The following is a 20,557-nucleotide window of genomic DNA, read 5'->3' as shown; positions in this document are numbered from 1 at the left end:
TGAAATGTTTATTTGGCAATCGCTGCAAGCACAGCTTCACCCAAGGTTGCAGGGCTGTCAGCCACAACAATACCCGCCGATTTCATGGCTTCGATCTTGTCCTCAGCACCACCTTTGCCGCCAGCAACAATCGCGCCAGCGTGGCCCATACGACGACCGGGAGGGGCCGTGCGACCCGCGATAAAGCCAGCAACGGGTTTCCAGCGGCCTTTTTTCTTCTGCTCGGCCAGGAATGCGGCGGCTTCTTCTTCGGCGGAACCACCGATTTCACCAATCATGATGATCGACTGGGTCTCGTCGTCGTCAAGGAACATGTCCAAAACGTCGATATGCTCGGTGCCTTTGATGGGGTCGCCACCGATGCCAACAGCAGTCGACTGGCCAAGGCCGATGTCAGACGTCTGTTTCACGGCTTCATAGGTCAAAGTACCCGAGCGCGACACAACACCAACCGAGCCACGTTTGTGGATGTGGCCGGGCATAATGCCGATTTTGCACGCATCAGGCGTGATCACGCCGGGGCAGTTTGGCCCGATCAGGCGCGACTTTGATCCGTCCAGCGCACGTTGCACGCCCATCATGTCCAGCACCGGAATGCCTTCGGTGATGCAAACGATCAATTCCATCTCAGCATCAATGGCTTCGAGGATCGAGTCCGCTGCGAAGGGGGGCGGCACATAGATGACGCTCGCATTTGCTTCGGTCTTGGCTTTCGCCTCATGCACCGAGTTAAAGACCGGAAGGCCAAGATGATCCATGCCACCTTTGCCCGGCGTCACACCGCCGACCATTTTGGTGCCATAGGCAATCGCCTGTTCCGAGTGGAAAGTGCCCTGAGAGCCAGTAAAGCCCTGACAGATCACTTTAGTGTTTTCGTCGATAAGGACTGCCATTTAGGAGTCTCCTTAATTCGCTGAGCCAATCATGGCCGCTGTTAGACTTGTTCGACGACGATCAAGGCGCCGCCAAGCTTTTTTCCTTCAGCCTTTCCCCCGTGCGAATGATGTAGTCTGATTACTCGAAACTCATCCATTGAGTTTTCTTCAACAAACACACTTTCAATCTTCGCCCGTCTAAAAGACTTTTCAACCTCAGTGAAAGCATCGCCAATAGAAGGGAAGGCACCCAACTCCCGATAAACCCCTCCTGATTGTCGGATTAATGTTGCGAAAACTGGTCCAGTCCGCAACATCGACAAAGACCTCATTTGATCAATGTAAATTGTGTCCGATCTATCAGGGTCGCTCAGGCGTTGTTCCTTCATCATCATTACAACGACAATCAGAACTAGAAAGCCGACCAATGCAATCGCTTCAATTGGCTCCATAGTTCCAACCTCTCATCAGCCCTTCACCGCTTTCACGATTTTCTCTGCGCCGTCGCTGAGGTTGTCAGCGGCGATCACGTTCAGGCCAGAGGTGTTGATGATCTCTTTGCCCTGCTCAACGTTGGTACCTTCTAGGCGCACAACAAGCGGCACTTGCAGACCCACTTCTTTCACGGCTGCAACCACGCCCTCGGCAATCACATCACAGCGCATGATCCCGCCGAAGATGTTGACCAAGATGCCCTTCACTTTGGGATCCGAGGTGATGATCTTGAACGCCTCAGTCACCTTTTCTTTGGTCGCGCCCCCGCCCACATCCAAGAAGTTGGCAGGTTCAGCACCGTACAGCTTGATGATGTCCATGGTGGCCATCGCAAGGCCAGCACCGTTCACCATACAACCGATTTCACCATCAAGGGTGATGTAGTTCAGGTCATACTTAGATGCTTCCAGCTCTTTCGCGTCTTCTTCGGTCACGTCGCGCAATTCCGCGATGTCCCCGTGGCGATACAGCGCGTTTCCGTCAAAGCTGACCTTGGCGTCGAGCACTTTGATGTCGCCTTTGTCGGAAATGATCAGCGGGTTAATCTCCAGCATCTCCATGTCTTTCTCAACGAAAGCTTTATAGAGCTGGCCCATCAGTTTAACGCATTGCTTGATCTGCGCGCCTTCGAGGCCCAGCGAGAATGCGATACGACGACCGTGGAAACCTTGGTACCCAGTGGCAGGATCGACCGAGAAGCTCAGGATCTTTTCAGGGGTGGACGCAGCCACCTCTTCAATGTCCATGCCGCCTTCGGTTGAGCATACAAACGAGATGCGCGAGGTTTGGCGATCCACCAGCAGAGCGAGGTAAAGTTCACGCTCGATGCCGGAACCGGCCTCAATATAGATGCGGTTGACTTGCTTGCCGATGGGGCCGGTTTGGTGCGTGACCAGCGTGCGGCCCAGCATCTTTTTGGCTTCTTCCGCGGCTTCTTCGACCGATTTGGTCAGACGCACACCGCCCTTGTCGCCAGCGTCGGCTTCCTTGAAGGAACCTTTGCCGCGGCCACCAGCGTGGATTTGTGCTTTTACCACCCAAAGGGGGCCATCGAGTTCACCTGCGGCGGTTTTTGCATCTTCTGCTTTCAGCACAACACGACCGTCAGAAACGGGGGCGCCGTAAGATTTCAGAAGGGCCTTCGCCTGGTATTCATGAATGTTCATGAAATCATCCTATCCAGTTGGTCCATTTACTCTGGGTCAGAATGCACAACAGAACATGTAAAGAAACGGTTTTCGGTTCAATTATTCGTTTTTTTGGTGTTTTTATCTCTTTTGTGATCACACCCCTAAAATGTGTGATCACAAAATCTGCGCCAAAGCCTGAATGACGCATTTCACATGTGAATCGCCGCATTCGCCGAACTGAAATCACAGAGCCGGCTTAGCGCTCATCCCCAAAATGCTCTTCCATAAAGGCATCATCATATTTGCGCAGCGCATCGCAGGCTTTTGGCGTACTCTCAAAACGATAGTCCTGCAAATGTGTCGCCCGTTCCGGCGTTGTCAGCAAGACCTGTTCTATATCATCCGCCTCGACCACGGCTTTCCCGGTGATCAGGTTGACCGAACACGAAAACACGGCCGCATATATGCGGTCTGCATAATACTGATCATACCCAATGACCTGAAGTCGGTCTTGGTCCAAGCGCAGCGTGAGGGATATGTGGGTGTGATACCGTCCGCAGGCAAAACACCCCCAGGTGAGCGTGACATTTCCGTTCGGCAAAAGCGCAAGGCTGTCAAAGTCAGACAGGTTGACCGGAACGATAAAGGCTTCCCTCTCGCCAAAATCACCCCCGCCATAGCCCAGTTCATAAGACAAAATATCAAAGGATCTGTTCAGGGCATAAACCAACACCCGATCAGGAGTACCGTCCCCATCCAGGTCGGTCGACAGCGCTTGTCGCGGCTTAGGGAAGGCCTCATCATCAAAAATCGGTTGCGTAAAACCAGCGCCCACAAAAACGGATTGGGCAAAAACAAATGTGGCCGCAAAAACTGCGGCCACATTGAAGTATTTTGAACTCAAAGACATTACGCCAACGAGCTGTCGATCGCCTTACAGGCTTCAACCAAACCTTTAACCGCATCAACTGATTTGTCGAACATGGCTTGCTCGTCTTTGTTCAGTTTGATGTCCACAACCTTTTCGATGCCGTTGGCGCCAATGATGGTTGGAACGCCAACATACATGCCCTCAAGGCCCAGCGCGCCATCAACATACGCCGCACAAGGCAGCAGACGACGTTGGTCATTGAGGTAAGCTTGCGCCATTTCGATCGCGGACGCGGCCGGTGCGTAGTAAGCGGAGCCCGTTTTCAACAGGCCAACGATTTCGGCGCCACCGTCACGGGTGCGCTGAATGATCTTGTCCAGTTTCTCTTGTGTGGTCCAACCCATATCCACCAGATCCGGCAAAGGAATGCCGCCAACGGTCGAGTAGCGGGCCAATGGCACCATAGTGTCGCCATGACCGCCCAACACAAACGCATTCACGTCGCGCATGGACACATCAAATTCGACCGAAAGGAAGTGACGGAAGCGGGCGCTGTCAAGCACACCAGCCATGCCAACCACTTTCTGATGCGGCAGACCCGAAAACTCGCGCAGCGCCCAAACCATGGCGTCCAGCGGGTTGGTGATACAGATCACAAACGCGTTTGGCGCATGGGCGGCAATGCCTTCGCCAACGGATTTCATAACTTTCAGGTTGATGCCCAACAGGTCATCGCGGCTCATGCCGGGTTTACGCGCAACACCAGCGGTCACGATGCAAACGTCAGCGCCTGCGATATCCGCATAATCTGTGGTGCCGGAGATTGCGGCGTCGATACCTTCAACAGGTCCGCTTTCAGCAATATCCAAAGCTTTACCTTGGGGGGTGCCGTCTGCGATGTCGAACAGAACGATATCACCTAATTCTTTCAAAGCTGCGAGGTGTGCGAGAGTGCCACCGATCATCCCCGAACCGATGAGGGCGATTTTGGGTCGTGCCATGAGTTTGATCCTTGATCCGTTAAATCTGGCGCTATCCCTAGGGCGAATGTCGCTTTTGCGCAAGGCTGCCGCGGTGCGGCATAGATCACATCTTGCGTGTCAGCACCGGAGGCGATAGCGCTAAAGCGCCAATAAATGCGCAGGAAACGAGTAATTTATGCCCGAAATCCTTGATCTCACTTTCTTTGCCTTCGCAATCCCCGCCGTGATATTTGCGGGCATTTCGAAAGGTGGGTTCGGCTCTGGGGCTGCTTTTGCGGCGACACCGCTGCTTGCGCTGATTCTGGAACCAGGTGCCGCGATTGGGCTGATGTTACCCCTTTTGATGCTGATGGATATCACCGCCCTGCGCCCGTATTGGGGCAAATGGGATGGCCTCTCAGCCAAGGCCCTGATCCTTGGCGCGGCACCGGGGGTACTGGTGGGGGCGTTACTTTATCGCACCGCCAATCCAGACCTCTTTCGCTTGCTGATCGGTCTAATCGCGGTGGGGTTTGTGGCATTTCAACTGGCCCGCGCGCGCGGATGGATCACACCAGCGGCGCAGCCAATGGGCGCAAAAACTGGCGCCTTTTGGGGGGCGATAGGCGGGTTCACCAGTTTTATCAGCCATGCAGGAGGCCCACCAGCCGCGGTTTTTTTGCTGTCGCGCAGGCTTGATAAAACAACATTTCAGGCCACAACCGTCATCGTGTTCTGGGCCATCAACGGTATGAAATTCATCCCCTATTTTGTGTTGGGGATCTTTACCACACAAACGGCACTCGCGGATCTTTACCTCGCCCCATTTGGTATCATTGGCATCTGGATCGGGGTAAAGCTGCATCACTTGATGCCCGAGCGTGCCTTTTTCGGCCTGACGTATCTGTTTTTGATCGCAACAGGCAGCAAGCTCATTTTCGACGCCCTAACCTGATCCGCCCACCGGCGTGGGCAGATCACTTTTAGCCAATGCTAAGCGGGTTCACCCAACATAGCTGGCGTCAGAGCCTCATCCACCTGCTCAAAACTGCGACCGGCCGCAACCAGACAACTGAGCCCTTGGGGCGTGGTCACCACGATGGTCCATGTGCCACTGTCAACAGACGCAAACACCTCGACCACGGTATTATTGGTCGCAAGCCCGATGGACTGACGCGTTTCGCCGTAGGTTTGTGCCAAACGGTCCACCACGGCCACGCGCGGCGCGCAGTTTTGTTGTTGTGCACGGGCGTGATGTGTCGACAACAGCACCGCGCCTGCCATCATCCCAAACGCAAAAAGATGCTTTTTCATGGGTCTTCCCTTTCAATCAAGGCGGGCAAAATATCGGGCCATCCGGTGTTCCGGCGACAATTTGCGCTCCAGTCCGATCAGGTGCCGAGCTGCATCCCGTTTCTTAAACGGCGGCCATCCGCGGGCCCTCCCGTCGCTCGACTAGCCATATCAGCCTGCGGTGTAAGGACGAAAAACTGGTTAACCGCACGCGCGCGAGTCCGACCACATGGTTCACTGGTTAATCGAAAGTTGGAGAAACCGGCCCGTCACCTGAAAATTTCTGCGGCGCAGCAAATCTTCTCTTGCGCAATGGTGCGTGTTCATGATCATTTGCGCAATAATATTGCGGAGAGACAGAATCATGACAGACGCCACAGCCCAAACCCAACGCCCCTATCGGTCCGTCCTTTACATTCCCGGCTCAAAAGAGCGCGCGTTGGAAAAGGCCCGTGGACTGCAAGCAGATGCGATCATCTTTGACCTTGAAGATGCCGTTGCCCCGGATGCCAAAACCGAGGCGCGCGCGATCCTGAAGGCAGAGCTGGACAAGGGGGGCTATGGCGCCCGCGCAAAAATTGTCCGCATCAACGGATTTGACACAGAATGGGGCAAGGACGATGTGGCCGCCTTTGTCGGCGCGGACATCGACGCGATCCTGATGCCGAAAGTCGGGTCAGCCGCACAGCTGGACGAGCTGGCCGCCTTGATCCCGGATGTGGATATTTGGGCGATGATGGAAACCCCGCAGGGGATGTTGAACGCCGCCGAGATTGCCGCCCACCCGCGCCTGAAAGGCTTTGTGATGGGCACCAACGATCTGGCAAAAGAGCTGAACACCCGCTTTCGCGCCGACCGCTTGCCAATGATGGGTGGGTTGCACATGTGTTTGATCGCCGCAAAAGCCCATGGTGTTGTGATCATCGACGGCGTTTACAACGCATTCAAAGACGATGACGGGCTGCGCGCCGAATGCGACCAAGGGCGTGATATGGGCATGGATGGGAAAACGTTGATCCATCCCGCGCAGCTTGACGTGGCCAACACCGCCTTTGCCCCGTCAGAGGAAGAAATCGACCTTGCCCGCCGCCAGATCGCCGCCTTTGAAGAGGCAGAAGCCTCGGGCCAGGGCGTTGCGGTTGTGGATGGTAAAATCGTCGAAAACCTGCATGTTGTGACTGCAAAAGGCATTCTGGCGAAAGCCGAAGCCATCCAAACCCTCGGCGGTTAAGCCGGGGATCTTCGCGCGGGTTGGGAAAGGGACGCTTTCTGATCCGCGCAGATCACTGCAGGAGAGCTGATCATGACCATCCTTATTCTGGGCCTTGCCCTTTGGTACGCAGGCCATTTTTGGAAACGCGCATGGCCTGAAAAGCACGCCGCTTTGGGCGACAAAGCAAAGGGGATTTCCGCGCTGATCATCGTCACAGGTATTGTTCTGATGGTGGTTGGGCACAGCTCCATGGACAGCTATGACTTGTGGTCTTACCCAAGCTTTCTGAAACACATTAACAATCTCGCCATCCTGTTTGCGATCTATTTCATGAGCCCCGGCCCCTCAAAAGGCGCGATCTTTTACAAGATGCGCCACCCGATGCTGACCGGTATGATCATCTGGGCGCTGGCCCATGTTGCCGTGAACCCGGATCCGGCCTCGATGATGCTTTTTGGCGGATTGACCGTCTGGTCGGTGATTGAAATGCGCGTGATCAACCGCGCGGAACCCAACTGGACCCCCATCCCCAAAGGGTCAATTGCCAAGGATGCGATGTTCTTGTTTGCCTCGCTCATCTTGCTTGCGGTGATCGGCTATATCCACAGCCTCATTGGCCCAAATCCGTTCGGAGCGTGATGTGAAGCTGTATCGCTTGCTCACCGAAGAAGACACCGCCGCGTTTTGCCACAAAGTGACAGACGCGTTGAACAAAGGCTGGGCGCTTTACGGCGACCCGGCTTATGCCCCCGACCCTGAAACCGGAAAAATGCGTTGTGCGCAGGCCGTGATCAAAGAGGCGCCGGGCGACTATCACCCTGACGTAAAACTAGGAGCGCAATAATGCCCGCCCAAACCACTTCCAAGACCAACGCCAAAACCAATTCGGGTCGGTTTTTCGAAGACTATAAAATCGGTGATGTGATCGAACACGCGGTGCCGCGCACTGTGGCCGAAGGTGAACGCGCGCTTTATCACGCGCTTTATCCCGCCCGCCACGCGCTTTACTCATCCGATGAGTTTGCCGCGAATTGCGGTCTGGAAGGCTCACCCATTGATGATCTCATCGCGTTTCATGTGATCTTTGGCAAAACCGTTCCGGATATCTCGCTGAATGCCGTGGCGAACCTTGGCTACGCCGAGGGGCGTTGGTTGAAACCGGTCTATCCGGGCGACACGTTGCGGTCAGTGTCCGAGGTGATTGGGCTGAAACAGAACTCCAACGGGAAATCCGGTGTGGTCTGGGTGCGCACACGCGGGTTTGACCAGATGGGGGAAACGGTTCTGGAATATGTGCGCTGGGTGATGGTCCGTAAAGGAAACTTGGATGCCCCGGCCCCTGAGACTGTGATCCCAGAGCTGAAATCCGCCCTCGCCGCTGGTGATCTGTCTATTCCAGAGACACTGACATTTGCCGATTATGAGTTCACTCAAGCCGGCGAGCCGCACCGCTGGGGCGATTATGAGGTCGGTGAAAAGATCGACCACGTCGACGGTGTGACCGTTGAAGAAGCCGAACACATGATGGCAACGCGCCTGTGGCAGAACACCGCCAAAGTGCATTTCGATGCCACCTTCCGTCCCGATGGGCAACGCCTGATCTATGGCGGCCATGTAATTTCTATGGCACGGGCTTTGTCATTTAACGGGCTCGCCAATGCGCAGATGATCGTGGGCCTGAACGGCGGGGCGCACGCCAACCCGTGCTTCTCTGGTGACACAATCCGCGCATGGTCAGAGGTCTTGGACAAGGCCGAAACGGACATTCCCGGCGTGGGCGCCATTCGCTTGCGGATGGTGGCTGTGAAACACGGCGCACCCGAGTTCGCGCTGAAGGGAGACGACGGAAAGTATCTTCCCGAGGTGATGTTGGATCTGGATTACTGGGCACTGATGCCCGTTTAAACTCCGAACAAAGCAAATCCGCGCCTCATTTGGGGCGCGGATTTTGGTGTACTTCAGCATGCAAATGCAAGTATTGCCCGAGTTTTTTCCTCGGGTAAAAAGTCAGTAAATTTGTGATCACATTCAGAAAAATTGTGATCACACGCATCATTTTTTGCATCAGTTAGCGCAAATTACCCCTTTTTACCCTCTCTGCGGACGTGACTCCGTGACGCAAAAAGGGCTATTCCTGTCGTTAAAGCGTTTCGAAATAAAGTTGTGTATCAATTTCATCTCGAAACACCCTAAAGTCGAAACTGACAAAGGAGGCCGCCATGGCCGATGTGAACAGAGGCAACCGCCCTCTTTCCCCACACTTGCAGGTTTACCGCCCGCAGCTGACCTCCATCACCTCCATTTTTGCACGAATTACCGGCGTTGCGTTGCTGGGTGCTGCGATTTTGGTGGCATGGTGGTTTTTTGCAGCCGCTATGGGCGAAGGATACTACAATTTCGTGAACGGGCTTATGACCTCGTTTATCGGTGATGTCGTGATGTTCATGGCGCTTTGGGCGCTGTGCTACCACGCGCTGTCCGGCCTGCGTCACCTGATCTGGGATATTGGCATTGGCCTTGATGTTGAGACCGCCGAAAAGATGGGGCTTGGCGTGATCGGCGGTTCTGTCGTTCTCGCGATCCTCGTCGCAATCATCGTTTAAGGAGCGGGACATGAGCTATCTGACCGACCGCAAGCGCGCCGTGGGCAAAGGGTCCTCGCATTCTGGCACCGAACAATTCTGGGGTCAGGCGATTTCCGCCGTGGGCCTTTTGATCTTGATGCCGATGTTTGCCCTGACCTTTGGCCACGCCTTGGGCATGCCATACAACGAGGCCATCGCCTATTATCAACACCCCTTCCCCGCCATCGTTGCCGCGATGACGGTTGTGACCACCATGGTTCACTTCCGCCACGGCATCCAGGTGGTGATCGAAGATTATTCGCGCGGCGTGACCAAGAAAGTCCTGGTGATTTTCTGCACCGCCATTTCCTACACCGTTCTCGCCGTGGCCCTGTATGGCCTCGCGCGTATCGCATTTTAAGATCGGAGCCTCCAAATGGCAGCTTACGAATACGAAACGCATGAATATGACGTGGTTGTGGTCGGCGCCGGTGGCGCAGGTCTGCGCGCCACGCTTGGCATGGCCGAACAAGGCCTGCGCACTGCTTGTGTGACCAAAGTTTTCCCCACCCGTAGCCACACTGTTGCGGCGCAAGGTGGCATCGCCGCGTCCCTGTCCAACATGGGCCCGGACAATTGGCAGTGGCACATGTTTGACACTGTGAAAGGGTCGGATTGGCTCGGTGACACCGACGCAATGGAATACCTTGCCCGTGAAGCGCCCAAAGCGGTTTACGAGCTGGAGCATTACGGCGTGCCCTTTTCCCGCACTGAAGAGGGCAAGATTTACCAACGTCCCTTCGGCGGTCACACCACCGAATTTGGCGACGGCCCCCCCGTGCAACGGACCTGTGCGGCCGCTGACCGGACCGGTCACGCCATCCTGCACACGCTTTACGGTCAGTCCCTGAAAAACAACGCGGAATTCTATGTTGAGTATTTCGCGATTGATCTGATCATGTCGGAAGACGGTGAATGTCAGGGCGTTGTGTGCTGGAAACTTGATGACGGCACCTTGCATGTCTTTAACGCCAAGATGGTCGTTTTGGCGACCGGCGGTTACGGGCGTGCGTTCTTCTCGGCGACCTCCGCCCACACCTGCACTGGCGACGGTGGCGGTATGGTGGCGCGTGCTGGCCTTGCGCTTCAGGATATGGAGTTTGTTCAATTCCACCCCACCGGCATCTACGGCTCTGGCTGTTTGATCACCGAAGGGGCGCGCGGCGAAGGCGGCTATCTCGTCAACTCGGAAGGCGAACGGTTTATGGAGCGTTATGCGCCCCAATATAAAGACCTTGCGCCGCGCGATTACGTGTCCCGTTCCATGACCATGGAAATCCGCGAAGGGCGCGGTGTGGGTAAAGAAGGTGATCACATCTTTTTGCACCTTGACCACCTGCCACCCGAGGCTTTGGCCGAACGCCTTCCCGGCATTTCAGAAAGCGCCAAGATCTTTGCAGGCGTTGATGTGAACAAAGAACCGATCCCGGTTCTGCCCACCGTTCACTACAACATGGGCGGCATTCCAACCAACTATTGGGGCGAAGTGCTGAACCCAACCGCCAAAGATCCGACAGCTGTTGTGCCGGGCCTGATGGCTGTGGGCGAAGCGGGCTGTGCCTCTGTGCATGGGGCGAACCGCCTTGGGTCAAACTCGCTCATCGATCTTGTGGTCTTTGGCCGGGCCGCTGCGATCCGCGCCGGCAAGGTTGTCGACGCAGACGCCGCCAACCCTGTGCTGAACCAACCGTCTATTGACGCGGCTCTGGATCGTTTCGACGGGTTGCGCCACGCCAATGGCACCGTGCCCACCGCCGAATTGCGCCTTGAGATGCAGAAAACAATGCAGGCGGACGCCGCTGTGTTCCGCACCGACAAGACGCTGAAAGAGGGCGTTGAGAAGATGACCAAAGTTGCGGCGAAAATGGACGACCTGTCCGTGACCGACCGTTCCTTGGTTTGGAACTCTGACCTGATGGAAACGCTAGAGCTTGCCAACCTGATGCCAAACGCCTTGGCCACCATTCACGGTGCTGAAGCCCGGCATGAAAGCCGTGGTGCGCATGCACACGAAGATTACCCAACACGCGACGATAAGAAATGGCGCGTTCACACGGTGTCTCGTGTCGAAGGCAACAAGGTGGATCTGACCTATCGTCCGGTTGTGGTTGACCCGCTGACCACCGAAGCCGAAGGCGGCATTGCACTCAAGAAAATCGCGCCCAAAGCGCGGACGTTCTAAGGAGGACGCCAGATGGTACAATTCAAGCTCCCCAAGAACTCGACCGTTCGTGTCGGTAAAACCTGGGACAAACCCACCGGCACCGCCAATGTGCGCAAGTTCCAGATTTATCGCTGGAGCCCGGATGACGGGCAAAATCCACGCGTCGATACCTATTTCGTCGACATGGACAATTGCGGTCCCATGGTGCTGGACGCGCTGATCAAGATCAAAAATGAAATCGATCCAACGCTGACTTTCCGCCGCTCTTGCCGCGAAGGCATCTGTGGGTCCTGTGCGATGAACATCGACGGGATCAACACGCTGGCCTGTATTTACGGCATGGATGAGATCAAGGGGGATGTGAAAATCTATCCGCTTCCCCACACGCCTGTGGTCAAGGATTTGATCCCGGATCTTACGCATTTCTACGCGCAACACGCGTCGATCATGCCGTGGCTCGAGACCAAAACCAACCGCCCCGCGAAAGAGTGGAGGCAGTCGATTGAAGACCGCAAGAAACTTGATGGCCTGTATGAATGCGTGATGTGCGCCAGCTGTTCAACCTCCTGCCCAAGCTATTGGTGGAATGGTGATCGGTATCTGGGGCCAGCCGCGCTGTTGCACGCCTATCGCTGGCTCATTGACAGCCGGGATGAGGCAACAGGCGAGCGTTTGGATGATCTGGAAGATCCGTTCAAGCTCTACCGCTGCCACACCATCATGAACTGTGCCAAGACCTGTCCAAAGGGTCTGAACCCAGCCAAGGCGATCGCCTCGATCAAAAAGATGATGGTTGAACGCACACTCTGATGAGCGATCTGATCTATGCAATAACATTGGCCGCCCTTGCTGGGGCGGCCATTCCTTTTGGCGCATGGCTGGCCGGATTTGACCGGATCCTTCCGGGGTGGATCCGGAATGAAACCAACCATTGGGTGATGGCCTTTGGCGCGGGCGCACTCCTGTCTGCTGTTGCCTTGGTGCTGATCCCCGAGGGATTGGACCGTGTCACCGGAGCGCGCGCGCTGATCCCCTTCTTGCTTGGCGCAATCGCTGCACTTGTGGTCGATGTGGCCCTGTCACGTCGCGGCGGGTCAAAGTCGCAATTTATGGCGATGTTGCTGGATTTCATCCCGGAAACCATCGCATTGGGCGCCGTTCTCACCGCTGAACCCGCGCTCGCTTTGCTGCTTGCGGGATTGATCGGCGCGCAAAACCTGCCCGAAGGGTTTAACGCAGACCGTGAACTGGCCGAGACATCCGCGATGCTCAGATCCAAACGCCTAGGCCTCTTTCTACTTCTGGTCCCGTTGGGCCCAATTGCCGCCCTGATTGGCCTGACACTGCTGGCAAATGCCCCCGTCATTTTGGGCTGGCTGATGCTCTTTTCCGCAGGCGGCATTCTTTATCTAATGTATCAAGACATTGCGCCCCAAATTCCCCTGTCTCGACGCTGGACCCCGCCCTTTGGCGCGATTCTGGGCTTTGCTTTGGGACTATTGGGCCATATCTTGACAACATGACAGGCTCGTCGGGCGCACCACTTAAAAAGAACAGAGCCCTAGAAACAGCCCCGCCTTGCTTGGATTGACCACCCAACAAACCGACCACGCCACGTCTTAGCTTTTTCTTGCCCAAAATACCTCGGGGCCGGGGGGCAGAGCCCCTATTCGCGCGCGCGTAAAACCTGTGCAGGACGTGCTGCCAAGGGACGCCACGCGTAAGCCAAACCCGCAAGAATGGTCGCAACCACACCTCCCGTTACAATCGCAATGGCGGACACAGGTTCAAACACAAAGTCGTTTTCCATGATGTAATGGGTCACCGCCCAGCCCGATATGCCGCCCGCAATCACCGCGACCACACCCGCCGCGGCCCCAAGAACCGCGGAACGCAGCGCGAAATTCAGCAAAATCTCGCCCCGCGTGGCGCCAAGCGTTTTCAACACCGCCGCCTCATAGGTGCGCGCCCGCTCGCCGGCTGCCGCAGCCCCCATCAGCACCACAAACCCCGTGACCAAGGTGGCCATCGCGCCATAGGTGATGGCGGCCGCCACCTGCCCCATCAATCCAGTGACACGCGTGATCGCGTCGCGCACAGAGATGAGTGTGATGTTCGGATAGGCTTTTCCAAGGTCGCGCAGAATGGCCGCCTCTGACGCTTGATCTGCATAAATCGTGGCAAGCCAGGTGTGTGGCGCGCCCTGTAGCGCAGAAGGGTTCATGGTCAAAACAAAGCCCATTCCAGCTTGCGAGAAATCCACCTCTCGCAATGACGTAATCTCGCCCGCAATATCCCGGCCCAAGATATTGACGGTGATTATATCCCCTAATCCAAGCCCCATTTCCTCTGCCTCTTCGGCAGCAAACGAAATCTGTGGGGGGCCGTCATAGTTTTCCGGCCACCAGCGCCCGGCAACAACTTTGGTCCGGGTGGGGCGATCTGAATAGGTCAACCCGCGATCGCCCTGCACGACCCAGTGGTTGCCAGCCACCTCAGCCGCCGGGCGGTCGTTGATCTGAGTGATCACACCGCGCAGCATTGGTGCCGTATCGACACGCGTGACGCCCGCATCCCCCTTCAGTCGCGCCTGGACGCCTTCGATCTGATCAGGTTGAATATCAACCACAAAAAAGCTCGGGGCCACATCGGGAAGTTCACGCGAAATCGCCCCCCGCAGGTTGTTGTCGATCTGCCCAACGGCGGCCAGAACCGCAAGGCCCAGACCAAGCGACAAGACCACCGCACCCGCCTCGCCGCCCGGGCCACCAACCGCCGTCAGCGCCATGCGGGCAATCGGGTGACCGCGCAGCCAGTTCAGATGCCCCAGCCAACGCGACAGATAGCGAATGCCCAAACCGGTTAGAACCAGCGCCGCAAACGCCCCGGCAATGCCAACAAACGACCACATCGCCAGAGTTGCCATCCCTGACAACGTTGCCGCAGCCCAGACAAGCAAGGCCAATATCGCCGTGCTTAACCCAATATAAACCGGGCGCGGCAACCGGCGCTCGCCAAGGGCGGCATCCCGAAAAAGGGTTGCAGGTTGCACATCTTCGGTCTGTGCAAGCGGCCAAAGGGTAAACAAAAGAGCCGCCAAACAGCCATATAGTGCGGCCTCGGCCAGCGGGCCGGGATAGACAGAAATCGACGCCTCAATCGGCAGGGCACCCGCGATCCAAGGGGCCAAAATGACCGGAAGCCCTGCCCCCAACAGCAAGCCAATCAGCAAGCCCGCCAAGGTCAGGACTGCGATTTGCAGAAAATAGGATAGAAAGATCACCCGGCGTTCTGCTCCAAGCGCGCGCAGGATCGCGATCGTTTCGGTTTTTCCATCCAGATAGGCCCGCACGGCAGCGGAAATTCCGACGCCGCCAACCGCCAAACCGGCCAAGCCCACCAGCACCAAAAAGGTCGAGAGGCGGGTGATAAAACGGCTCATCCCCGGTGCGCCATTGCGCGCATCTTCCCAGCGCGCGCCGTGGGTTTCCAACTGATCCATCACGCGCTTTTTCTCTTGATCAAGATCCACGTCTTCCGGCAAGCGCAACCTGTAGTGACTGTCAAAAAGCGTGCCTTCCGACAGCAATCCCGTTCCCGCAAGCGCAGCACGATGCACCAATGTGCGCGGGCCAAGTCCAAAACCACCGCTGGCATTATCCGGCTCGTTCACCAGTTCGGCCATCAAGACAAAAGATGCACCACCCAGGTTGAACCGATCCCCCGGCACCAATCCAAGGCGCGCCATCAACAGGTCATCCATAACCGCACCGGGCAACGCATTCTGCCCCGCAAAGGCCGTTTCCAAACTCATGGGTGGGTTCAAGACGGCCTGACCGTAAAGTGGGTATTGCCCATCCACGGCTTTCACCTGCGTCAGCCCGCGTTCCTCACCGACCACTGCCATCGAGCGGAAATCGGCAATGACCGACATAGTCTCGGCAGTGGCACCAAGTTGCTGGGCCTCCTCCTCCTCCGCAAAGCGATAGGTGAAAGAGACCGACGCATCCCCCCCCAAAAGCACCGCCCCCTGGCTTTCCAATCCCGCCTGAAGGCTTTCACGTACAGATCCAACGGCCGCAATCGCCGCAACGCCAAGCGCCAAACAGGCCAGAAAAATTCGAAACCCTCGCAGTCCGCCGCGCATATCTCGGCGGGCAAATCGGGCGGCTTGTCTCAGCGCGCTCATGCCAAAAGCCCGTCTTGAATGTGCAAAATCCGGTCACATCGCGCGGCGAGTTCTGGCGCATGAGTGACCATGACCAGCGTTGCGCCATGGCGATCACGAAGACCAAAGAGCAGATCCATAATCGCCTCGCCGGTCGCCCCGTCCAGATTTCCGGTGGGCTCGTCGGCCAGCAAAATATCGGGCCGAGGGGCCGCAGCCCGCGCCAAAGCGACCCGCTGTTGTTCACCGCCCGACATCTGACTGGGGTAATGGTGCATTCGGTGGCCCAGCCCAACGGCGGCCAGTTCTTCTTCGGCACGTTCAAACGCATCGCGCTTTCCCGCCAGTTCCAGCGGGGTTGCCACATTTTCGAGCGCAGTCATCGTTGGGATAAGGTGGAAAGATTGGAACACCACCCCCATATGATCTCTGCGAAAGCGCGCAAGATGATCTTCGCCCATCGCACCCAAGTTTTGACCCAGGGCTTGCACCTGCCCCCCGGTGGCACGTTCCAGCCCGCCCATCAACATAAGGAGAGAGCTTTTGCCAGACCCGGACGGCCCCGTCAGCCCCAATGTCTCGCCACGCGAAACGCTTAAATCTATCCCCTTGAGGATCTCGGTGCGACCGGCATTATGGCCAAGCGTCAGCCGTGCATCAGTAAGGGTCAAAACGGCATCTGGTTTGGAAAACGGCATCTGGCACCTTTGGGGAGAAAATCAATGAGTTCACATGCATATGGGGCCAAACGCGCGGTTCACAAGAGGACCACGCAGTTCAATTTAAGCAGGCCCATTTGTGGGCTCATCCTGGCCCTTGTTGTCGGTTGGCTTCAGCCGACTGCCCTTCAGGCAAAGACCCTAAAACTTCTGGCATTGGGTGACAGTTTGACCGCCGGATATGGCCTTGCCCAAGGCGAAGGATTTGTGCCGCAACTTCAGGCCTGGCTGGTGGCACGGTCCGCTGAAATAGAGGTCATCAATGCTGGAGTTTCGGGCGACACCACAGCCAGCGGGCAAGCGCGGCTTGGGTGGTCGTTGACCGATGATATTGACGCCGTGCTGGTCAACCTTGGTGGCAATGACATGCTGCGTGGCCTTCCCCCGGAGGAAACCCGCAAAAATCTTGAAGCGATTTTGTCTGAACTCGCCTCCCGCGGGCTGCCGACCATCTTGATCCGAGTTCCGGCGTCGCTAAATTTTGGCCCCGACCATAAGGCCAGCTATGACATGGCCTTCCCCGAACTTGCGGCACGTTTTCACAGCCAATTCATCCCCAACTTCTTTGCCGCATTGGAAGAACAGCCAAACAGACAAGAGGTGCTGCAAACGCTATTTCAGCGCGACGGCATCCACCCAACCGCACAGGGGGTCGCCATGATTGTCGAAAAAATCGGCCCCGAGGTTCTTTCAGTTCTGCAAAGGCTTCAACAAGGCGAACTCTCTCGCACTGATTGAATGGTTCGATTTTATCACTTGCCCACGACCATCATTGCAAAATGGAACCCCTTCTTACGATACCGCCTTGTTGAGTATTGCAATTTGCGAATTTCGGCAAAAACCCAATGAAAACCTATCCTTATTGATAGGTGTTCCAGAGCATCCCTATGTGACACTGTTTTAATTACTTAAAAACCAATTTTGGCGCGTTTGCAGGTCCCTCATTGAAAACACTCGTCGTTACAGCCGATGCAACTATTACGAATGGTGTTGCTGCTGCTTTTCCCGATCAGAACGGCATTGATCTGACATCAGTCGAAACGGTGCCAGCCGCGATCAATCGTCTGGCAAACACCCGTAAGGGCGGCGGGCAATTTGATTTTGTTGTGCTTGAATTTGACCTGCCGGGCCTGTCCGGGCTTAAGGGGGTCAATCACCTGTCGGACCTGCACGATAGGCGTCCTTTCGCGCTTCTTATGCGTGGCGGATCACTAGAATTGGCACAACGCGCCTATCGGGCTGGGGCAAACGCGGTCATATCCAAAGATCTGCCCGCAAATGAAATGTCCCACGCGTTAGAACTAGCACGGCAAGGACAGTTTTTATGTTTGTTTACAGATCTTGTTCACAATCCGGCGGCCATTTCTCTGGTGCAATTGTCGGAACGTGAATTACAGATTTTGCGCGGCCTTTGTGATGGGTTGCAGAACAAAGAAATCGCCCACGCCTTTTCCATTCAGGAAGTCACGGTCAAGATGCATATGCGCGCGGTGGTGCGTAAATTGGGCGCGAAAAACCGAACCCATGCGGCCATGATCGCGCGTGATCTTAACTTGGTTTAACGCGCCTCCAGTTTTCTAAGACGCCCCCGCTATTGCTTTTCGCGTTGGAGCAGAGCGAAAGGCCGCGAACAAGCGATACAATATGACCTGGAAATGCTCCCATTAACCCAAAGCTCACTCTTCAGGCGGTCTGTCATCCCAACGATCCGACAAGATCCGTTGGCTGTTGCCATCCGGGTCGTCATATTGTTCGCTGCGCAATGTCCAGAAAAATGCCGCCAATCCACCGCCCCCAAGCAAGAGCGAAATAGGGATGAGATAGACCAGCACATTCATCGGTTCAGCCTTTTTTCAACCGCAAAGCGTTCAGACTAACTGTCACAGATGACAGCGACATAGCAAGGGCAGCAGCCAAGGGCGTGGCCAGCCCGAGCAACGCAATCGGAATGGCGATTGCATTGTAACCCGCTGCGATGGCGAAGTTTTCTTTAATTCTGCGCGTTGCCGACTTGGCCATCAACGTGGCCTCCCCCAAGGGGCCCATGGATTGCCCTAACAACACGATGTCCGACACAACCCGCGCCGCCTCAAGCGCTGAGGCGGGCGAAATCGAGACATGAGCCGCCGCCAGTGCCGCCGTGTCATTCAGCCCGTCGCCAACCATCAAAACGCGCTTTCCAGACTTGCCCAGACGCGCGACATATTCGGCTTTGCCTTCGGGCAATGTATCCGCTTTCCAGTCGGAAATCCCAACCCGGCCCGCAATATCCGCGACCGCTGCAGGAACGTCGCCAGAAATCAAAGTGATCCCCATGCCCTGCGCTTTCAATCCGGAAATGGCTTCATTCACCGCCTCACGGAGACGATCCGTAAAGGTAAACGCGACCGGGCGCGCACCAGAGACCGACAGGTAGGTCGCCGTTTGGCCAACCGCATTGGCCCCCAGCCATTCGGCACGACCAAGACGCACTGTTTTGCCGTTCCAGATCCCCTCGATGCCCTTGCCCGGCACCTCATGCACGCGTGACACCTCAGCAGGTACAATGCCTTTGGCGCGTGCGGCTTGGGTCAGGGACAGGGCAAGCGGGTGGCTGGATCCCTCGGCCAAGGCCAAAGCAATTTCCAGATCCTGCGTGCGATGCTGTGCGTTCTCATCCATCACCGGTTTGCCTTGGGTCAGCGTGCCGGTTTTATCGAAAACCACATGGTCCACTTCGGCCAAACGCTCCATCGCGGTGGCGGATTTCAGCAACATGCCTTGTTTGAACAACCGTCCAGAGGCCGCCGTGGTCACCGCAGGAACGGCCAAACCAAGCGCACAGGGACAGGTGATGATCAAGACAGCGACCGCAATGTTCAGCGCCAATCGCACGTCACCACCCGAGATCCAAAGCCATGCCAAAAACGCCCCGAGCGCTAAGATATGCACCAAAGGCGCATAGATTTTCGCAGCTTTATCCGCAAGCGAGGTATAGCGGTTACGGGCGGTTTCCGCGATCGCCACAAGGTCGGCCATCCGGTGCAATGAACTGTCGCGCCCTGCGGCCGTCACGCGCACCGTCATCGGCCCGGTCAAGTTCACCTCACCGGTTGAAACGACCGTATCCGGTCCTGCGGCCACCGGCAGGCTTTCGCCAGTTAACAAAGACCGATCAAGCTCGCTTTCTCCGGTGACAACAATCCCGTCCACCGGCACCCGCGCGCCCGGAACCACACGCACGATGTCGCCGACCGCAAGCTCAGCAACGGATACTTGTTCATCACCCGCATCGGTCAAACGAAGGGCACGGGGCACTTCCAGCGCCGCCAACTCCTCCGCCGCGGACCGCGCCACGGATCGGGTGCGGTAATCAAGATAGCGACCCGCCAAAAGGAAAAAGGTCAGCGACAAGGCTGCGTCAAAATAGGCGTGCTCGCCCGATTGCGCAGTTTCATAAAGCGACATGCCAAGCGCCAAGAGGATCGCCAAGGAAATTGGCACATCCATATTCAATCGCCCCACCCGAAGCGCGGTCCAGGCGGATTTGAAAAACACCTGGCTGGAAAAGCCAATCGTCGGAATGGCAATGGCCGCCGAAATCCAATGGAACATGTCGCGCGTGGCATCCGTCGCCCCCGACCAGACCGCCACCGACAACAGCATGACATTCATCATCGCAAACCCGGCCACGCCAAGACGCATCAACAGGTCTTTGCCCATTTTGTCCGTCGCGGTTGAGGTCAGCTGTCCCGCATCCAGCTCATATGCCTCAAAGCCAATACCCGTCAGGTAATTGGCCAATGTCTCTGGCTCGACATCAGGATCAACATCAACTGTCGCCCGTTTCAGGGTCAGGTTCACGCGCGCCGCACGCACGCCATCTTGCTGGGCGAGGTTGCCCTCAACCCCTGCAATACAGGCCGCACAATAGATATGCGGCAAGGACAGCATGATGCGTTTGCCTTCCATCCCATTGCCCGCAACCCCCTTTCCCGCTTGCGCTTTGGCAAGGGGGGCGGCGTCACAGGCAGGGCAGGCAGACAGAGGGACGGACATGAGAA

The 20,557-nt window shown here is 56.5% G+C and carries 22 protein-coding genes; 12 read left to right on the top strand and 10 right to left on the bottom strand.

The annotated features are described in order from the left end of the window. Positions 1 to 8: 8 nt before the first annotated feature. The 5 genes from sucD to mdh all read right to left on the bottom strand — a co-directional run bounded on the left by sucD (position 9) and on the right by mdh (position 4,372). Complete coding sequence (sucD, locus tag KKW20_RS05470) at positions 9 to 893, bottom strand: succinate--CoA ligase subunit alpha (protein WP_214566825.1); 885 nt, start codon at positions 891 to 893, stop codon at positions 9 to 11. Between the two features lie 41 nt (positions 894 to 934). Continuing rightward, positions 935 to 1,327, bottom strand: a complete 393-nt coding sequence (locus tag KKW20_RS05465; RefSeq protein WP_214566823.1) for a hypothetical protein — start codon at positions 1,325 to 1,327, stop codon at positions 935 to 937. Positions 1,328 to 1,342: 15 nt separating this feature from the next. Next, on the bottom strand, positions 1,343 to 2,536 hold the full coding sequence (gene sucC, locus KKW20_RS05460; RefSeq protein WP_214566821.1) for an ADP-forming succinate--CoA ligase subunit beta: 1,194 nt from the start codon (positions 2,534 to 2,536) through the stop codon (positions 1,343 to 1,345). 220 nt (positions 2,537 to 2,756) lie between these two features. After that, the gene (locus KKW20_RS05455; protein ID WP_214566819.1) at positions 2,757 to 3,410 is read right to left on the bottom strand and encodes a hypothetical protein; all 654 of its coding nucleotides are present in this window, start codon (positions 3,408 to 3,410) and stop codon (positions 2,757 to 2,759) included. Continuing rightward, a complete protein-coding gene (mdh, locus tag KKW20_RS05450; RefSeq protein ID WP_214566817.1) occupies positions 3,410 to 4,372 on the bottom strand; it encodes a malate dehydrogenase in 963 nt (320 codons plus the stop codon). The genes KKW20_RS05455 and mdh overlap by 1 nt, the downstream gene beginning before the upstream one ends. Before the next feature lie 157 nt (positions 4,373 to 4,529). On the opposite strand from mdh, the gene KKW20_RS05445 reads away from it, so the two are divergent. Continuing rightward, positions 4,530 to 5,288, top strand: coding sequence for a sulfite exporter TauE/SafE family protein (locus KKW20_RS05445; RefSeq protein ID WP_214566815.1), 759 nt, complete (start codon positions 4,530 to 4,532; stop codon positions 5,286 to 5,288). A 38-nt stretch (positions 5,289 to 5,326) separates the two neighbouring features. On the opposite strand, the gene KKW20_RS05440 is transcribed toward KKW20_RS05445, so the two are convergent. Next, positions 5,327 to 5,647: a hypothetical protein gene (locus tag KKW20_RS05440; RefSeq protein WP_214566814.1), complete on the bottom strand. Its 321-nt coding sequence runs from the start codon at positions 5,645 to 5,647 to the stop codon at positions 5,327 to 5,329. Between the two features lie 343 nt (positions 5,648 to 5,990). Between KKW20_RS05440 and KKW20_RS05435 the strand changes: the two genes are divergently transcribed. The 9 genes from KKW20_RS05435 (at position 5,991) to KKW20_RS05395 (ending at position 13,150) form a co-directional block, all read left to right on the top strand. After that, positions 5,991 to 6,857: an HpcH/HpaI aldolase/citrate lyase family protein gene (locus KKW20_RS05435; protein WP_214566812.1), complete on the top strand. Its 867-nt coding sequence runs from the start codon at positions 5,991 to 5,993 to the stop codon at positions 6,855 to 6,857. 72 nt (positions 6,858 to 6,929) lie between these two features. After that, positions 6,930 to 7,478: an NnrU family protein gene (locus KKW20_RS05430; RefSeq protein ID WP_214566810.1), complete on the top strand. Its 549-nt coding sequence runs from the start codon at positions 6,930 to 6,932 to the stop codon at positions 7,476 to 7,478. A gap of 1 nt (position 7,479) precedes the next feature. Then, complete coding sequence (locus tag KKW20_RS05425; protein WP_214566808.1) at positions 7,480 to 7,683, top strand: DUF1737 domain-containing protein; 204 nt, start codon at positions 7,480 to 7,482, stop codon at positions 7,681 to 7,683. Next, entirely contained in the window at positions 7,683 to 8,744 is a 1,062-nt protein-coding gene (locus KKW20_RS05420; RefSeq protein WP_214566806.1) for a MaoC family dehydratase, read from the top strand. Before KKW20_RS05425 ends, KKW20_RS05420 begins: the two co-directional genes overlap by 1 nt. 314 nt (positions 8,745 to 9,058) lie before the next feature. Further along, positions 9,059 to 9,442 (top strand): succinate dehydrogenase, cytochrome b556 subunit, encoded by a 384-nt coding sequence (sdhC, locus tag KKW20_RS05415; RefSeq protein ID WP_214566804.1) that lies wholly within the window; start codon positions 9,059 to 9,061, stop codon positions 9,440 to 9,442. A gap of 10 nt (positions 9,443 to 9,452) precedes the next feature. Then, positions 9,453 to 9,824, top strand: coding sequence for a succinate dehydrogenase, hydrophobic membrane anchor protein (gene sdhD / locus KKW20_RS05410; RefSeq protein ID WP_214566802.1), 372 nt, complete (start codon positions 9,453 to 9,455; stop codon positions 9,822 to 9,824). 15 nt (positions 9,825 to 9,839) lie between these two features. Continuing rightward, entirely contained in the window at positions 9,840 to 11,645 is a 1,806-nt protein-coding gene (sdhA, locus tag KKW20_RS05405) for a succinate dehydrogenase flavoprotein subunit (RefSeq protein WP_214566797.1), read from the top strand. Between the two features lie 12 nt (positions 11,646 to 11,657). Then, positions 11,658 to 12,437 carry a succinate dehydrogenase iron-sulfur subunit gene (locus tag KKW20_RS05400; RefSeq protein ID WP_214566796.1) on the top strand — a complete coding sequence of 260 codons (780 nt, stop codon included), beginning with the start codon at positions 11,658 to 11,660 and terminating at the stop codon, positions 12,435 to 12,437. After that, entirely contained in the window at positions 12,437 to 13,150 is a 714-nt protein-coding gene (locus KKW20_RS05395; protein ID WP_214566795.1) for a ZIP family metal transporter, read from the top strand. Before KKW20_RS05400 ends, KKW20_RS05395 begins: the two co-directional genes overlap by 1 nt. A 143-nt stretch (positions 13,151 to 13,293) precedes the next feature. Here KKW20_RS05395 and KKW20_RS05390 read toward each other — a convergent pair whose 3' ends face one another. Beyond that, complete coding sequence (locus tag KKW20_RS05390) at positions 13,294 to 15,816, bottom strand: ABC transporter permease (RefSeq protein ID WP_214566794.1); 2,523 nt, start codon at positions 15,814 to 15,816, stop codon at positions 13,294 to 13,296. Next, entirely contained in the window at positions 15,813 to 16,493 is a 681-nt protein-coding gene (locus KKW20_RS05385; protein ID WP_214566792.1) for an ABC transporter ATP-binding protein, read from the bottom strand. The genes KKW20_RS05390 and KKW20_RS05385 overlap by 4 nt, the downstream gene beginning before the upstream one ends. 24 nt (positions 16,494 to 16,517) lie before the next feature. On the opposite strand from KKW20_RS05385, the gene KKW20_RS05380 reads away from it, so the two are divergent. Both KKW20_RS05380 and KKW20_RS05375 read left to right on the top strand, forming a co-directional pair. Further along, positions 16,518 to 17,252, top strand: coding sequence for an arylesterase (locus KKW20_RS05380; RefSeq protein WP_214566790.1), 735 nt, complete (start codon positions 16,518 to 16,520; stop codon positions 17,250 to 17,252). 206 nt (positions 17,253 to 17,458) lie between these two features. Then, positions 17,459 to 18,076 (top strand): response regulator transcription factor, encoded by a 618-nt coding sequence (locus KKW20_RS05375; RefSeq protein WP_214566788.1) that lies wholly within the window; start codon positions 17,459 to 17,461, stop codon positions 18,074 to 18,076. A 114-nt stretch (positions 18,077 to 18,190) separates the two neighbouring features. Here KKW20_RS05375 and ccoS read toward each other — a convergent pair whose 3' ends face one another. Then, complete coding sequence (gene ccoS, locus KKW20_RS05370; RefSeq protein ID WP_214566786.1) at positions 18,191 to 18,352, bottom strand: cbb3-type cytochrome oxidase assembly protein CcoS; 162 nt, start codon at positions 18,350 to 18,352, stop codon at positions 18,191 to 18,193. A gap of 4 nt (positions 18,353 to 18,356) precedes the next feature. Further along, positions 18,357 to 20,552 (bottom strand): heavy metal translocating P-type ATPase, encoded by a 2,196-nt coding sequence (locus KKW20_RS05365; RefSeq protein ID WP_214566780.1) that lies wholly within the window; start codon positions 20,550 to 20,552, stop codon positions 18,357 to 18,359. Positions 20,553 to 20,557 lie beyond the last annotated feature (5 nt).

The sequence above is a fragment of the Aliiroseovarius lamellibrachiae genome (assembly GCF_018599245.1).
Lineage (GTDB): Bacteria > Pseudomonadota > Alphaproteobacteria > Rhodobacterales > Rhodobacteraceae > Aliiroseovarius > Aliiroseovarius lamellibrachiae.
Note: the sequence above shows the minus strand (reverse complement) of the source record. Positions and strands in the feature narration are given on the sequence as shown.